14 protein-coding genes and 1 riboswitch are annotated in these 15,560 nt (G+C 37.8%); of the genes, 5 read left to right on the top strand and 9 right to left on the bottom strand.

All coding sequences use genetic code 11. The annotated features are described in order from the left end of the window. Positions 1-171: 171 nt before the first annotated feature. Both guaA and coaA read right to left on the bottom strand, forming a co-directional pair. Positions 172-1,722: a glutamine-hydrolyzing GMP synthase gene (gene guaA / locus U8521_RS11995; protein ID WP_334333470.1), complete on the bottom strand. Its 1,551-nt coding sequence runs from the start codon at positions 1,720-1,722 to the stop codon at positions 172-174. A 73-nt stretch (positions 1,723-1,795) separates the two neighbouring features. Beyond that, positions 1,796-2,722 (bottom strand): type I pantothenate kinase, encoded by a 927-nt coding sequence (coaA, locus tag U8521_RS11990; RefSeq protein ID WP_334333471.1) that lies wholly within the window; start codon positions 2,720-2,722, stop codon positions 1,796-1,798. 88 nt (positions 2,723-2,810) lie between these two features. On the opposite strand from coaA, the gene U8521_RS11985 reads away from it, so the two are divergent. Both U8521_RS11985 and U8521_RS11980 read left to right on the top strand, forming a co-directional pair. Further along, positions 2,811-3,386, top strand: a complete 576-nt coding sequence (locus U8521_RS11985; protein ID WP_334333472.1) for an SGNH/GDSL hydrolase family protein — start codon at positions 2,811-2,813, stop codon at positions 3,384-3,386. Positions 3,387-3,397: 11 nt separating this feature from the next. Beyond that, positions 3,398-4,033 carry a GPP34 family phosphoprotein gene (locus U8521_RS11980; RefSeq protein ID WP_334333473.1) on the top strand — a complete coding sequence of 212 codons (636 nt, stop codon included), beginning with the start codon at positions 3,398-3,400 and terminating at the stop codon, positions 4,031-4,033. An 80-nt stretch (positions 4,034-4,113) separates the two neighbouring features. On the opposite strand, the gene U8521_RS11975 is transcribed toward U8521_RS11980, so the two are convergent. Then, positions 4,114-5,112: a tRNA dihydrouridine synthase gene (locus tag U8521_RS11975; protein WP_334352855.1), complete on the bottom strand. Its 999-nt coding sequence runs from the start codon at positions 5,110-5,112 to the stop codon at positions 4,114-4,116. Between the two features lie 168 nt (positions 5,113-5,280). Here U8521_RS11975 and U8521_RS11970 point away from each other — a divergent pair, with 168 nt between their 5' ends. Beyond that, positions 5,281-5,514 carry a hypothetical protein gene (locus U8521_RS11970; protein WP_334333475.1) on the top strand — a complete coding sequence of 78 codons (234 nt, stop codon included), beginning with the start codon at positions 5,281-5,283 and terminating at the stop codon, positions 5,512-5,514. A 39-nt stretch (positions 5,515-5,553) separates the two neighbouring features. On the opposite strand, the gene U8521_RS11965 is transcribed toward U8521_RS11970, so the two are convergent. Then, a complete protein-coding gene (locus tag U8521_RS11965) occupies positions 5,554-6,108 on the bottom strand; it encodes a TetR/AcrR family transcriptional regulator (RefSeq protein WP_334352854.1) in 555 nt (184 codons plus the stop codon). A gap of 146 nt (positions 6,109-6,254) precedes the next feature. Between U8521_RS11965 and U8521_RS11960 the strand changes: the two genes are divergently transcribed. Continuing rightward, positions 6,255-6,992 carry a sulfite exporter TauE/SafE family protein gene (locus U8521_RS11960; RefSeq protein WP_334333477.1) on the top strand — a complete coding sequence of 246 codons (738 nt, stop codon included), beginning with the start codon at positions 6,255-6,257 and terminating at the stop codon, positions 6,990-6,992. A gap of 44 nt (positions 6,993-7,036) precedes the next feature. Here U8521_RS11960 and helD read toward each other — a convergent pair whose 3' ends face one another. Further along, a complete protein-coding gene (helD, locus tag U8521_RS11955; protein ID WP_334333478.1) occupies positions 7,037-9,343 on the bottom strand; it encodes an RNA polymerase recycling motor HelD in 2,307 nt (768 codons plus the stop codon). Positions 9,344-9,859: 516 nt separating this feature from the next. On the opposite strand from helD, the gene U8521_RS11950 reads away from it, so the two are divergent. Further along, positions 9,860-10,732: an aldo/keto reductase gene (locus U8521_RS11950; RefSeq protein WP_334352853.1), complete on the top strand. Its 873-nt coding sequence runs from the start codon at positions 9,860-9,862 to the stop codon at positions 10,730-10,732. A 116-nt stretch (positions 10,733-10,848) separates the two neighbouring features. On the opposite strand, the gene U8521_RS11945 is transcribed toward U8521_RS11950, so the two are convergent. The 4 genes from U8521_RS11945 to hutH form a co-directional block, all read right to left on the bottom strand. Further along, complete coding sequence (locus U8521_RS11945; RefSeq protein ID WP_334352852.1) at positions 10,849-12,135, bottom strand: bifunctional folylpolyglutamate synthase/dihydrofolate synthase; 1,287 nt, start codon at positions 12,133-12,135, stop codon at positions 10,849-10,851. Between the two features lie 11 nt (positions 12,136-12,146). After that, positions 12,147-12,674 carry a folate family ECF transporter S component gene (locus U8521_RS11940; protein WP_334352851.1) on the bottom strand — a complete coding sequence of 176 codons (528 nt, stop codon included), beginning with the start codon at positions 12,672-12,674 and terminating at the stop codon, positions 12,147-12,149. Positions 12,675-12,710: 36 nt separating this feature from the next. Further along, positions 12,711-12,807: riboswitch (THF riboswitch) on the bottom strand. Between the two features lie 13 nt (positions 12,808-12,820). After that, positions 12,821-13,690 carry a YitT family protein gene (locus U8521_RS11935; protein WP_334352850.1) on the bottom strand — a complete coding sequence of 290 codons (870 nt, stop codon included), beginning with the start codon at positions 13,688-13,690 and terminating at the stop codon, positions 12,821-12,823. A gap of 307 nt (positions 13,691-13,997) precedes the next feature. Then, entirely contained in the window at positions 13,998-15,539 is a 1,542-nt protein-coding gene (hutH, locus tag U8521_RS11930; protein WP_334352849.1) for a histidine ammonia-lyase, read from the bottom strand. Positions 15,540-15,560: the final 21 nt, after the last annotated feature.

Raw genomic sequence — 15,560 nt, 5'->3', positions numbered from 1 at the left:
ACTTTTGCTTTCAAATCAAAACTATATTTAACCATACAAAAAGTGCTCCATAATCATTAGATTTCTTGTCTAACAATTATGAAGCACTTCACTAATCGAAAAGATATTATAAAAAGCCCTGCCATTATTAATTAAATGACAGAGCTTTTTATAATATTTTTTATTGGAAGTCTACTCCCACTCGATCGTTGCTGGCGGCTTAGAAGTAATATCATAAACTACACGATTGACATGATCTACTTCGTTTACGATTCTTGTTGAGATCTTTTGAAGTACATCCCAAGGAATCTTAGCAAAGTCGGCTGTCATTCCATCAATAGATGTAACGGCACGGATACCGATTGTGTAATCATATGTTCTTCCATCACCCATAACACCAACTGAACGAATTCCTGGTAAGACTGTGAAGTATTGCCAGATTTCTTCGTCTAGGCCATTCTTGGCGATTTCGTCACGGAGAATCCAGTCACTATCGCGGACGATTTGTAACTTGTCTTCGGTAACTTCACCGATAACACGGATTCCAAGACCTGGACCTGGGAATGGTTGGCGCCATACTAATTCGTGTGGCATACCTAGTTTTTCACCTAATTCACGGGTTTCATCCTTGAACAATGTACGAAGTGGTTCAATCAACTTGAAGTGCATGTCCTTTGGAAGTCCACCTACGTTATGGTGAGATTTAATTGTTTGAGCAGTACTTGTACCACTTTCGATAACGTCAGTATAAAGTGTACCTTGTGCTAAGAAGTCAATACCATCAAGCTTTTGAGCTTCATCGTTAAACACTTGGATAAACTCGTTACCGATAATCTTACGTTTCTTTTCTGGATCACTTACACCAGCAAGTTTGTCTAGGAAACGTTTTTGAGCATCAACTTTGATAATGTTCAAACCAAACTTACCTTCCAAGCTGTCCATAACTTGTTGAGCTTCGTTCTTTCTCAAAAGTCCATGATCAACGAAGATACTTGTTAATTGTGTACCAATAGCTTTGTGTAGTAAAACACCAACAACAGAAGAGTCAACACCACCTGACAAACCAAGTAGGACCTTCTTGTCACCAACGGTTTCACGAATCTTTTGAATTTGTTGATCGATGAAATCATCCATTGACCAGTTAGCTTTTGCTTCACACACATCAAAAGCAAAATGCTTCAAAATTTCTGAACCGAATTCAGTGTTTCTAACTTCGGTATGGAATTGCACACCATACATCTTGCGTTCGTCGTCAGCAATTGATGAAATAGGCGCATTCTTACTTGTGGCAACTACTTTGAAACCTTCTGGAGCTTCTTTAACGAGGTCCCCATGACTCATCCAAACGTATTGCTTTTCAGGTAAGTCTTTGAATAATACAGCGTCTTTATCAGTTACTTCGATATCAGCGTGACCATATTCACGGTTACTTGCTGATTCGACTTTACCGCCGAGGTTGTAAGACATCAATTGCATACCGTAACAAATACCTAAGATAGGAATACCTAGCTTGTAAATGTCTTGGTCGATTGAAAAGGCACCCTTGTCGTAGACACTATCTGGTCCACCAGAAAGGATAATACCTTTAGGATTGATTTCTTTAACTTCTTTAGCAGTAATAGTATTTGGTAGTAATTCAGAGTATATACCGATATCTCTGATTCTACGCGTAATCAATTGATTGTATTGACTACCGTAGTCTAGAACAATGATGCTATCAGCATCAGGCCATTGCTTGCTCAAATCAATTTCCCCCACTTTTTTTATTTATTCTATTGTATACGAAATTTGGTTCCATGTCATATATTGTATACGCTTAATATTTTCTTAGATAAATTTTATCGATCTGATGGTCACTCGACTTGTGCAAAATCAAATCAGCTCGGTTCATCGTCGGCTTGATGTAATCACGCAAATTGGGATAGTTGATCGTTTCCCAAACATTTTTCGCCATCTCCATCGCTTCAGATTCCGGCATTCGAGTGAATTGATAATAATAACTGTTGGGGTCGTTGTGCGCCAAGTCTAGTAGCGTTTCAAAACGATCCAAGAACCACTCTTCAATATCAGACACTTTGGCATCAATATAGATAGAGAAATCAAAGAAATCACTCACATAAATTTGCTCATTATGCGGCAACTGTAAAACGTTGATCCCTTCCACAATTAAAATATCCGGATCATCTAGTTCCTCGTATTTATCGGGAATAATATCGTAAATATTATGGGAATAGAGCGGATACTTAATTTTGCCACCTTTAGTTTTGACTTCACCCAAGAAATCTAACAGTTTTTGCATGTCATAAGTTTCCGGAAAACCTTTTTTACCCATTAAATTACGTTCCTTTAAAATTTTACTAGGGTACAAAAAACCGTCAGTCGTCATCTGAGAAACTTTGTATTGTGGATAAGCTCTTTCTAGCATAATTTTCAACAGTCTGGCTGTGGTACTTTTGCCGACTGCCACTGAGCCAGAGACTCCAATAATGAAGGGAACTTTTCTGGTTTCGTTATTTAAAAATTCATTCTTTAATTTGGTTAATTTACGATAATTTTTTAAGTAAATATGTAAAAGATGACGAATCGGTGCATAGATCGAACGCACGTCGTCAATTGAAATTTCGTCATCTAATGATTTGATCTTACGCAATTCTCCATCCGTGATGGCTTGTTTCTTATATTCGCCATGAAAATTTTCCCATTCTTTTCTTGAGAACTCGTCATAGTTAGTTAAACTCTGCATATGTTAAACCTACCTAATATAGTAATTAACTTTTATTTATTTTCTGGTATTCTAGTATAGTATAGAACTTTTTTATAAAGGACAAAATATGAAAAGAATAGTATTATTTGGTGACTTCACTCTGATGGGTCTGATCGATGGCAAAGCTTACGATACGTTGGCTAAGCGGATTCGCAAGGACTTTCCCGGATATGAAGTTATTAATATGTCGATTGCTGACTACAAGACCAATAATGCTATGACACGTGTCGATCGTGTAAAAAAACTGCATCCTAAAGTGGTTATTTTAGGATTCGGTGTCAATGATATTTCGATAAACGATGAAATCAAGCCTGGTAAATTTGCGGCTAATCTAACCCACATGATTGAAACACTCGGTCATCAAAAGGTTATTTTACTCTCTCCTCCATTCACTGATTGGAAGAAAAATCCCACCAAACCGTGGACGCGCCAACTGCAATTTGAGTTAGTGTGCGAGCACTTAAGTAAACAACTAGACGTATCGTATATCGATTTGCTTCATATTATGGCAAACTGTAATAATCTGGACAAATTACTACAGGCAGACGGTTTGCACTTTAGTAAACTAGGTTATAATCTTTTAGAAGACGAATTAATACCAGAAATTAAAGCAACACTGGCCAATGAGTTAGTGTCGAATTAAAGGAGCACTTTATGGATTTAAATATTCCTCAAAAATATTTTATTTTATCGTGTAATGAAAAAGGTAGTATCCGGATCTTTAAGAATACCAGACGTCGCGCATATTTGGCTGAGAGCTCATTTTTCGACTTAGCAATCAACGATATCATCGACCTAACCGACAATAGTGTCATCATTAACAAGGTTTTACCGGAAGACAAGGCATATTTAAATGAGTTTTTCCAAATCATCAACAAGAACCAAGGTAAAAGTGTTACTCACGTTTTAAGAGCCATGGCTACGAACGAAAAAATCACGCGGATCATCTACAATGAAATAGGTGACTCACTAGTCAACAAAGTCGATGTGACCAAAGCAGTGACCGGCCTAGTTTTCAAAACTAACAACTATTTACCAAATCGTCGGATCAAACGTGAATTGGTTGCAGATCTGAGAAAAGAAATCCTGACTTCGGACAAGATTTCTCCTGAATCATTTGCACTACTGGCAACACTTTACGGAAATCACGACCTAAAATTTTATTTCTCCCAGTTCGAACAAAAACAACTGAAAGATAAAATTTTGATGTACCAAAAAGATCCAACTTATCAAAAATTATTCGAGCTATCAAAACGCTTGAACAGAGTAACTTTGACATTGCTCAGCTAAAAAAAGATGGTTTAGTAATCTGTAATAGATTGCTAAGCCATCTTTTTATTTTTGATGTTATTCTGCCGTCTTCCGCAACATTAGTACTCGTGATTTTCTATTTTTGTGATTACTTTTCTTGCATCATCAGTTGTCTTTGTTTGCATCAAATCGTTTCTAATCTCAGCTGCGTGCTTCATTCCTCGAACGTAAATTTTGAAAAATCTTTGTAGTGGTGCGAAATGTCCAGGAATTCCTTTGGCGACGAACTCATCGTACAAATCTAGTTGATAGCGTAACAAGTTTAAAAGTTCTTCACTAGAATGTTCTTTAGGTTCTTTTTCGAAAGCAAACGGATTTGAGAAAATTCCCCTGCCAATCATAATTCCGTCAACACCAGGGTGTTCTTTGACCAGTTTGATTCCTTGTTGATAATTCATGATGTCACCGTTAATTTGTAGCAGCGTATCGGGAGCAATTTCGTCACGCATCTTGACTAAATCATCGATCAATTCGTAGTGAGCTGGTACTTTACTCATTTCTTCTTTAGTCCGAACGTGGACAGTTAGAACAGGGATATCTTGTTCTAATAAAAATGGTATCCATTCTTTATATTCAGAGATTTCACTGAATCCTAAGCGAGTTTTGACACTGACTGGTAGTCCGGCAGTACGAGCGCCTTCAATGACTTCTTTAGCCGTATCAAAATGACGGATCAAATCACTTCCACTATGATTCTTAATTACCGCAATATCAGGACAGCCGGTGTTGATGTCGATTGCTTGATAACCTTGTTTTTTCACCTCAACGGCAGCTTTGGCAAAGTCCTCACCTGAATTTCCCCACAATTGGACTATTGGTTTCGGGTCTTCTTTGGGATCAATGTACAAGCGACCTTTGGTTGATTCTTTAGCTAACGGATGTGTGATGGCTAAAGCGTTGGTGAATTCTGTATAAAAAATATCTGGGGCGCTAGCTTTCATTACGACACGACGAAACACTGAACCGGTGACAGCTTCCATTGGTGCCAAACTAAAGAATGGACGTCCCTCTTTTTTTGCTTTTTGAGCAATGCGATTCCAGTAAGTTGACTGGGTCACAATCTCATCTCCAATCTTTTTAATTTCTCTTCAATTTGATTACAATACTCTCAACTATAGCTATTTTGATAACTTAATTGCAAGTTTTAGGTCGTTTCCACTAGAAAATGTTATAATGAAAGCGTTAACAAAGTAGACTGTGTTTAACATTTAGGGAGGAGAAACGGCATGAAAAGTAAAGAAACCACATCAGAAAAAATTACACGGCTAGTAATCACGTATATCTTTGTTTTCGTGGCCGTATTCCTAGGATTATTTGCACTTTACTTCCACATGACAACTTCCATGTCGGTTACATGGATGCTTGATCTATTATTTGTGGATCTAGTTCTATTGGGATTGGCTATTTTGAAGCCACTTTTCGATATGACAGTGGATTTCTTCAAAGATATTTTAAATTAGTCGTAAAAAAACTCTCATGCAAAATTGCGTGGGAGTTTTTTAGTATGCATTCAAAGTATTTGCCAACATATAATCGAAACTCTCTTTGGCGGATACCAATTCATCACTAAAGCGACCATTACCAACGTGAATAACTTCTCCCGTAATTAAATTACGTAAAGTCCTTGCTAAAATCAATCTGATTTTTTCATTAGCTTCCAAAGGTGTTAGTAATTTTATTAAAATATCGTGAACATCTAAGGCACTTCGGTCCAATTCCTTAGAATTTATTTTTCCTGAAGGAATACTAAAAACTTCTTGAGTTACTAAATACTTACTCAATTGAAAGCTGACACTAGTTTCACAAAATTTGATAACGGCCTCCTTACCTGACAAGCCTAATAAATCTGTTTGTAACTTGTATTTTAAGTCATGATAAAAAGAGATGGCAACTGCGATTTTCACCGCTAAAACATCTGGATAGTAGTTATAGATCGACTGTGATTTAGTTCCTAACTTCTTACCTAGATTGGTAAAAGTTAGATTATTTTGCTCATTAATCAGTTCGATTGCCGCTGCAATTATCTTTTCTTTTGATAATGTTCTTGAAGTCAAAAATTAACCCCCTACTTGAAATTTACAACTTGTAATTATATATTACTAATTGTAACGAATTTTTACAAATTTTATAATTCTTATCTTTAAAATAAACCACATGCTTATTATTAGACAAGTAATTATTTTGATATAGGGGTAATTAAATGACCACACTTTTATTAATTATTTTAGGAACTTTAATAGGTACGATTGTCATCGCTTTAGGTGGCGGTGGAGCTGCTTTTTACTTGGGAATTTTAACTTCTCTTTTTCATTTAGCCCCGGCTACTGCAGCAACTACATCCATCGTAACAGCCTTACCATCGTTATTAATTGGAACTATCATTTACATCAAACAAGGTCGAGTCAACTTCCATTATGGGAATAGAATGCTTGTTTCGTCTTTACCTGCTGTTATTGTTGGTTCTTTGCTTTCACCATTTATTCCTCAATTACTTTATACTTGGTTAATTGCCATTATTTTAGTCATGTTAGGAATTCAAATTATTATCAAACAAAGATCAACTAAAAAAGCCAAAATGCACGGTAAAAATTCAGCCATAGTCTATGGAATAATTGCCGGTTTGATGGTTGGAGTTGCCGGTCTAAGTGGCGGTGGAGCAACATTAGCTGGCCTACTTATTTTAGGTTTAAATACTTTCGACGCCACTGCCACATCTTCATACGTTTTAGTCGGAATGAGTGCTTTAGGCGGTTTAGTTCATATGACCAATGGAACTATTTATTGGCAAGCGGGTATCCCTCTAATTATCGGTGCTATTATTGGTGCTTTTATAGCTCCCTTATTAGTTAACCGTTTAGCTAAAAGCCGTCATGCTTACTTAGTTCAGTATTTTATTGCTCTTCTACTAATCATAATGGGAATAAAAACAGTCTTATAGCAAAATAGACAAAATCTGCCACTTAAGCAAATTTTGTCTATTTTTTATTTAACATAGTATTTTTCCGGTACTCGTTGCAATAGTTGTGATAATTCGCCAATCGAAGTGATAGTCAATTTGTGCATCGCTCTAGAAGCTATCGTATAGACTAATTGTTGCTCATCCATGTCAAACTTGTCTTTGGAAGCATCCCACATGATAACCGCATCGAATTCCAATCCTTTAGCCAAGAATGATGGCAAAACAATTGTCCCTGTGGCCAAACGCTGATTCTCGGAACGAATTAAGGTAGTTTTCACGCCACTATTTTGAAGTAATTTATTCAACTTCGTCGCATCTTCCAAAGTCTTGGCAATGATAGCCGTCGTATAATTACGCTGATCATTTTTCTTTAATTGACCAATAACTTGTTGAACCGAATCCGTTACGTTATCAGCTTGCAACAAATTAGGTAGATCACCGTCACGATTGAATGGTTCAATTTTTTGACCATTAGTCAAAATAGCTTTAGTAAAGTCAGTGATCTGTTTAGTTGAACGATATGAGTGGACTAATTGAACCACTCGTGTTTCGTCCGCTTCGAATAAACTTTGAGCTTCAGAAAGTAAGGTTTGACTGTTCTTTTTCGTGAAGATCGACTGATTCAAGTCTCCTAACATCGTGTAACGTGCTCGAGGGAATTTGTATTTCATGTAAGCTAATTGGAATGGCGTGTAGTCTTGAATTTCATCGATAAAGACAAACTTCATATCGAGTTCTCCATGACGTCCAGTAACTAAATCATATAGGTAAAGATAAGGACTCAAATTATTCATTGAGATCTGTTTGTTATTGAAATTCTTGATAAAACTATCTACGTACTGTTGCCATTGCGTGACAGTTATTGAATATTTTTCTAGTTCAACAATTTTTGGCACAGCCTTGAGGAAATTCAAATAATTGCTAGCGACATTTAAGAAGCGCAGGCGTTTGATGTGCTTGTAAACTCCTTGCATCGTGGCAGCAACAATTTTCCGAGCTAAGAACCTCTTCTCTTCGTCACCATTCTTGAATTCTTGGTCGGCGGCGTTATAAAGGGCCTGTAATTGTTCTTTATCTAAGTTTTCGATTCGTTCAGAAACCCACTTGGAACGCATTTCTGCTCCCATTTTACGATGTAACATCTTGATCAAGCGGTCAACGGTCGCATCGAGTCGATTTCCGAGGTTGTATTGAGGCCCATAACTATAATAGATTTCTTGAATCTTTTCTTTTGGAATGAAGACTTTGCCTTGGAATTTAATGTCTTTGAAGGCCATCCCACTTTGATTCAACAACTTGCTATAATTCGTCAAAACTTTGAAAAATTCAATATCAGAGACGAATTTGGCGACAGCTTTATTATCAGCATCGACGACTGTTTCGAATTGTTCCGACAAACTTTCAACTTTTAAATTAGGCAAACGACGAGCTAAAAACTGTTTGTAAGTCATCTGCACCATATTTTGTTCACCCATTTCAGGCAAAACATCTTTGATGTAATCGTTGAACAATGAGTTTGGTGAGAACATAACCACTTGACTAGATGTCAATGTCCCACGGTATCTATATAGTAGAAAGGCAATTCGTTGTAAAATAGCCGAAGTCTTCCCGGAACCGGCGGCCCCTTGAACAAATAAGAGCTTGGACTTCGTGTCACGAATGATTTTATTTTGTTCCTTTTGAATTGTCTTAACGATTCCCTTCATATGGGTCGAAGATTTACCGTCTAAGACTTCCAAAAGCATTTGGTCACCAATGGTCTCTTGGGTATCAAAGTAGGCTCTGATTTTCCCATTTTCGACTAAAAATTGACGTTTCAAATAAAGGTTAACTTCTTGTTCACCGTCTGGTGTCATATAAGTGACTTCGCCTAATTTTCCATCATAGTAAATAGAAGAAATTGGTGCTCGCCAATCATAAACCAAGAAGTGGTCATTTTTATCCGTGAACGAACTCAAACCAATGTAGACTGTTTCCTTCTTTGGTTCGCCTTTCTCTTGAAAATCGAGTCTGGCAAAGAAAGGATTCTTCTCCAATTTCCGCAAAATTCCTAGTCGTTGCTTGGATTGTTGCCAACTATTATTACGTTCATCCAACATTTGCTGCTGCTGATGAATTGAAAGTGCTGCATCCATTGAAATAGAATCTCCGTCCATTCCCAGATGAATGTCATCAAAAGCATTATTGATAACTTTTAAATCTTCTTCGGCAACTTCCATGTGTTCTTGGAGTTGGCCCTCAGACTTTTTAATCTTCTCAACCACATCGTCTAAATGTGCTTGTTCAATCTTCTTTTCGTCTAGTTCATTAATCTTCGATTTATCTGTCATAATAACCTCTTAAATTAAAGTTATATAATGTTACCACTATTTTTTACTGATTTCAAAAAAGTACATTTATTATATAGAAATTATTATATAAGGGGTTTATAAAAATATTTAACTGGGTGCTAGATGCCGTCTTCCGCAACAGCTCTGGGAAACGCTGGAACGCTCTGGGCACAACTTGACGCCAATTCCAAAAGCGGGAATTGTCTTCAAGATTGGCCTTCCACTAGGCGCTGAAAGCGCCAAGAGGAATTTCAGGGCTGAGCATTTCCCAGAACTGTTGCTCCAGACTAGATCTGATTCTTTGCGGCTACTGTTATAAATTCTGAAATGGATACGATTCATAACTGTCTGGATACGTTTTAACCTACTGTTCTTTAATTATTTTAATTTGATATAAGACCCTACAAAACTACTTTTCGACAATATCATCTGTCTACTTCGGAGCAAATGTTTGTATAAAATTATTAAATTGATTACCGTTTAATTGTAAATAAGTTTTACAGGAGGAATTTATTAATGTCAGATATAAACGCAAAAAATGCTGGTACTTTTGAATTTGATAAAGATTTCGTCGTCAACCGTCTCGGCTACGGCACTATGCAACTCACTGGTAAAGGTGTTTGGGGGGCATACAAAGATCCTGATCACGCAGTTGATTTGATCAAACATGCTTTTGACCTTGGTGTAAACTTTGTTGATACGGCTGATTCATACGGCCCTTGGACAGCTGACTCATATTTGGCTAAGGCTTTAAGTGAATATTCTGATTCAGACAAAATTTTTATTTCTGATAAAGTCGGTCAAGTTAGAACTGGTGAAAATGAATGGATTCCTGTTGGTGTTCCGGCTTATCTTCGCCAAGAAGTTGAATTATCACTAAGAATGTTCAATCGTGACCATGAAGACCTACTATTCTTACATCGAATCGATTCTCACGTTCCTATCGAAGATCAAATCGGTGAATTAAAGAAGATGCAAGATGAGGGTAAAATCAAGCACATTGGTATCAGTCAAGTTTCACTAGATGAACTAAAGGCTGCTCAAAAGGTAGCTAAAATTGATGCCGTTGAAAATATGTACAACGTCGGTCATCACAAAAATGACGATGCCATCGTCGACTATACAGCCGAAAATAACATCGCCTTTCTACCATGGTTCCCACTAGATACTGGTAATTTAGCCAAGAGCAACAGTCCTCTAGAAGACATTGCTAAGAAGTACAATGCAAGTCCTGCCCAGATTGCTTTAGCTTGGTTATTGAAACGTTCAAAGAATATCCTACCAATTCCTGGAACAAGCTCAGTCGATCACTTGAAAGACAACTTAAACGCTGCCAACGTAAGTTTGAGTGACGAAGACTTCAAGAAACTATCAAATTTGGAAGATTAAAATTTTCCCAACTTTAAAATTTATACTGAATCCAAAAAGACAGATATCAATAGGACAAATGCTCCTAATAAATACCTGTCTTTTTTTATAATTCTATTAACAAATAGAACCACTATCTAATCCTTAATAAAATCACGAACTTGCGAAACAAAGTACAACGAACCAGTCACAAACAAAACGTCTGCTTCTCCCATTTGGTCTTGTTTGTCTTCTAAAACTTGTTGCCAATTTGAATCGATTGTAATTCCGTCAAAATTTTGATAATCAGTTAACGTCAACGCATTTGGATAATCGAAGGTTGTTAATGTGAAATCCAACTGAGGTATGGTGAGGAGGTCTTTTAACATTGAATCGATATTCTTCGTCGTAATGGCTGAAAAGAGAATATGGATTCGTTTATCTTGATACTCGGTCAAGATATTGTCTTTGAGGCGTTTTATGGCATGTGGGTTGTGCGCTCCGTCCATAATTATCAAAGGATTTTGACTGACTACTTCCATTCTGGCTGGCCAAAAGACTTTTGACAGTCCTTGTTGTATCTGCGATTCGTCGAAAGAATATTTGTGGCTTTGACAGTATAGGTAGAATAATTCCAAAGCTACGGCCGCATTTTCAACTTGTTGATGTCCGGTGAGAGGAGTTTTTAAATTTTGGAGTTTAATGTATTGGTTTTGAAAGTTGAACATCTCAAATTGATCTTTGAAGCCTAAATATTCCGTTTTGTAATCCGTTTTCCAAACAAAGCTTGGAGCGTGCACTTTTTTAGCTGCTGTTTGAATCACTGTTTGGGCATTATTTGGGATATTTCCGGAAACTATTGGAATGTTTTGTTTGATAATGCCCGCTTTTTGTTCAGCGATTTTTTCTAAAGTGTCTCCTAAAATGTCAACGTGGTCTAAGCCAACGGTGGTGATGGCACAAAGTTCTGGTTTTACTACGTTAGTACTGTCTAACAAGCCACCAATTCCGGTTTCAATGATGGCAATATCGACGCGATCTTTGAAGTAATCAAACGCCATTGCGGTCAGGATCTCAAATTGCGTGATGCCAGAAAAGCTATCTTCTCTATCCATTTTTTCTACCAGTGGGGCGAATTTATTGGTTAAGTTGACGAAATCTTGTTCTGGTATCGGTTGACCATTGATGGCGATTCGTTCATAAAAACTTTCGATATAAGGTGATGTGAAGGTTCCGACGGTTAGATTTTTTTGTTCCAATAAAACTCGCAAATACATAACGGTCGACCCTTTGCCATTAGTTCCAGCAATGTGAATACTTTTGACATCATCTTCGGGATTACCTACTAATCTCAATAACTCTTTAACTCGAATCAATCCGGGACGAGATCCGTGTTTGGTCCGTGAATCGATCCACCCGATTGCTTCATCACCTGTCTGATACATCTTTATCCCCCCTATCTAGCAATGTATCTGTGAGCAATTGATTTGAATGGAACAGCTTTTCCAAAGAAAACAATTACACCGGTTTGAACTACTAGCATAACAATGGCTTTCACAATTCTGATGGCCCATAATTTTGGATCGGTAAATGGGATATTGTACATAATTGACAGCCAAAGTGGGGTGAGGAACAGACTGATGATAACGGTGTTGAGCAGAACACAGGTGAAGGCACTCTTTAACGTAATTTCCTTTTTATAGAAGAATTTTCCATACAACCACCCGGAAATAAATGAATTCAATGTGAATCCAATGAAGAAGGCACCCTTACCTAAAAGGGTTGAACCGATCAAGTCAGCTACGACGGCACACATTCCTGTCCAGAAAGGTCCAAATAAACTAGCTAAAACTAACTGTGGAATAAAATCGAAGGTGATTTTGATCAATTGCGTTTCAAAGCCAAATACTTGTGACAACACAATCATCAAAGCAACTAATAATCCCATTGTTGAAATCGAGTAAACACTAATCTTTTTTTCCATTTTGAGCATCTCCTTTTAGAGCTGCCACATGTGTCATGCAGCGAATGCGAAAACAAAACCGCGGATAAAGTTCCCTTCGTCCAAAAGCAACATCCCATCTTTTGACACTTGACGCTTTGTTTCCTACTCTGAATTTTTAACTGAAACTAAACAATATCGTTGTCCTTGAATTCACTCAAGATCAAAATGTCTTGAGAAACACTGACAAAGGCCTTGGGGTCGACTTGCTTCATAATCTCATCCAAGATTTCCATCTCATAGAACGTTATAACGGTGATCAAAACATTTTGTGAAGCATTTTTATACGCTCCATAAGCTGGCATAACGGTAATTCCCCGTGTAAGTTTCTCTTGCAAGGCAGTCGCCACTTCTTCAGGTTTTTGCGTGATGATCATCACCTGAACCTTGCGGTGCTTGACGTAGACTAAATCGGTAACTTTGCCACTGACGAAAATCGAAACTAAACTGTAAAAGGCATATGGCCAACCGAATAAATATCCGGCAGCAAGCATAATAACGCCGTTTAGTATCATCGAAATCACGCCGACACTTTGCCCGGTCAACTGCCTTAAAGTAACGACTAACGCATCCATTCCCCCAGTAGAAATACCATTTTTTAACGCTAATCCTAACGAATAGCCATTAATGACCCCACCAAAGACCGCACAGATGATTGGATCCTCGATCAGCACCATGTGCGGCATGATCGAAGTTGAAATCGAGGCAAAAGTTACGGCGACAATCGTGAAAATAACGAATTTGTGATTGATCTTAAACCAAGCTAATAAGATCATCGGAATATTCAACAAATAATAGATGATTGAAAATGAAAGATTGATCGATCCTGCTTTGTCCAATAAAGTAACTATTATTTGGGAAATACCCGTCAATCCACCGGCATAGATGTGTCCTGGTTGCCAAAAGAAATTTAGTGCTATGGCGTACAGGATGGCGTAAATCAAACAAACTGTTAATTTGGAGATGATGTCTTGCCATTGAATTTGGAGCTTTGACATTGATTTCACCTCTCTTTTTTGGGGGTAGTTTGAGGGTAGTTGTGGTGGTAGTTGAGAAGGTTTTGATTCCTTTTTCGATAGCCTTGTTCTTTTTTTGGGGATAACCATGGTTCTTTTTGGAATAACGGTTGTTCTTTTTTTTATAACCATGGTTCTATGCAATATAGTCAAAACGCGTTCCACAGGGGCAACTCCCTCCGAGATAACAAAATTTCCCAAATCGCCCGCAAAGTACAGCGTGCAATTCGTGAAATTACGTTATCCTCCGGGAGCTGACCGCCCCTGTTACACGCTCTGCCTTCGGCTCTTAGAATTCAATATCCAAACTAACTTCTTTCTCCACAGCTTCTAACAAAGTATTATCTGTCAATGTTTCTGTAGCTTTATTCAATTCGTCGTAAATTTCGATATCTTTATCATGTTCGATAAAGTCTACGGCTTTTCTGAATGTTTCATAAGCTGGTTTGGTTCCTTTTCCTAAGCCGTTTGTTCTTTCACTTAGGTCTAGTGCTTGGCAAGCTGCCATGATTTCTGTGGCTACGATTCTCTTGGAGTTGTCCACGATGTCTCTGGCTGTTCTTGCGGCTGTTGTTCCCATACTTACGAAGTCTTCTTGATTTTCACATGATGGGATTGAGTCGACACTGGCTGGATGTGCCAGGATCTTGTTTTCTGAGGCTAATGAAGCACAAGCATATTGTGTGATCATAAAGCCTGAGTTTAGTCCTGGATACTTAACCAAGAATGATGGCAATTTACTCAATTGGGTATTTACTAGGCGTTCAACACGTCTTTCAGATACGTTACCAATTTCTGAGGCAGCGATTCCTAAGAAATCAAATGGTTGAGCCATTGGTTCACCGTGGAAGTTACCACCTGAAATAACTTTGCCTTCGTGAGTGATGATTGGGTTATCAGTTACGGAGTTGATTTCAATTTCAACTTTCTTCTTAACGTATGCGACTGTATCCTTACTTGCACCGTGAATTTGTGGAATACAACGAAGGGTATATGGATCTTGAACGTGATCTGGTGTGGCTTCACCGATCAAGGTACTGCCTTCAATTAGGCGACGAATATTTCTAGCAGTTGCTAGTTGTCCACTTTGTGGGCGAATCGTGTGCAAGTTTTCTTCAAATGGACTAGAAATTCCTTGGTGAACTTCTAGTGACAAAGCTCCGGCAATATCTGATAATTTCAATAATTGAATTGAGTCATAAGTTGCTAAAGCACCGATAGCTGTTAGGACAGTTGTTCCGTTGATGAAAGCTAGTCCTTCTTTAGCACTGAGGCGAATTACTTCTAGGCCAGCACGTTCCATGGCAGTTTTACCTGGTAGTAATTCTCCTTTGTAATAAGCTTTACCTAAACCTAATAGTGGCAAGACCATATGTGCCAATGGTGCTAAATCTCCAGATGCTCCAAGTGAACCCTTTTCAGGAATGAATGGGTGAACCCCAGCATTTAGCATCCCTAGTAGAGCTTTAACTGTACTTAAACGAATTCCGGAATAACCTTTAACTAATGAGTTAACACGAATCAATATGATGGCACGAACCGTTTCTTCTGACAGTGGGTCACCGTAACCTGAAGAGTGAGTTCTGATCAAATTTTCTTGTAATTGTTCGGTATCTTCTTGAGAAATACTTACATTACAAAGTGAACCGAATCCAGTGTTAACACCATAAACAACGCGTTTTTCTTTAACAATATCATCAATAATTTTACGTGAAGCATTGATAGCTTCTTCAGCTTCTGGAGCGATTGAGACTGGAGCATTCTTTCTTGCGACTGCAACAACATCCTCTAGAGTCAAACTGTTCCCATCTAATACAATATTTTTAGTCATTTCTCATTTCCCCCGTACTGA

Origin of the sequence: Companilactobacillus miaonis (assembly GCF_036913615.1) — a bacterium.
GTDB lineage: Bacteria > Bacillota > Bacilli > Lactobacillales > Lactobacillaceae > Companilactobacillus.
The sequence above is the reverse complement of the archived record's forward strand: the minus strand, read 5'-3'. Positions and strand labels throughout refer to the sequence as shown.

Coding starts and splice junctions, on each gene's coding strand:
- coaA (WP_334333471.1), bottom strand. CDS start 2,722: ATGCAGAGTTTAACTAACTATGACGAGTTCTCAAGAAAAGAATGGGAA.
- U8521_RS11985 (WP_334333472.1), top strand. CDS start 2,811: ATGAAAAGAATAGTATTATTTGGTGACTTCACTCTGATGGGTCTGATC.
- U8521_RS11980 (WP_334333473.1), top strand. CDS start 3,398: ATGGATTTAAATATTCCTCAAAAATATTTTATTTTATCGTGTAATGAA.
- U8521_RS11970 (WP_334333475.1), top strand. CDS start 5,281: ATGAAAAGTAAAGAAACCACATCAGAAAAAATTACACGGCTAGTAATC.
- U8521_RS11960 (WP_334333477.1), top strand. CDS start 6,255: ATGACCACACTTTTATTAATTATTTTAGGAACTTTAATAGGTACGATT.
- helD (WP_334333478.1), bottom strand. CDS start 9,343: ATGACAGATAAATCGAAGATTAATGAACTAGACGAAAAGAAGATTGAA.
- U8521_RS11950 (WP_334352853.1), top strand. CDS start 9,860: ATGTCAGATATAAACGCAAAAAATGCTGGTACTTTTGAATTTGATAAA.
- U8521_RS11945 (WP_334352852.1), bottom strand. CDS start 12,135: ATGTATCAGACAGGTGATGAAGCAATCGGGTGGATCGATTCACGGACC.
- U8521_RS11940 (WP_334352851.1), bottom strand. CDS start 12,674: ATGGAAAAAAAGATTAGTGTTTACTCGATTTCAACAATGGGATTATTA.
- U8521_RS11935 (WP_334352850.1), bottom strand. CDS start 13,690: ATGTCAAAGCTCCAAATTCAATGGCAAGACATCATCTCCAAATTAACA.
- hutH (WP_334352849.1), bottom strand. CDS start 15,539: ATGACTAAAAATATTGTATTAGATGGGAACAGTTTGACTCTAGAGGAT.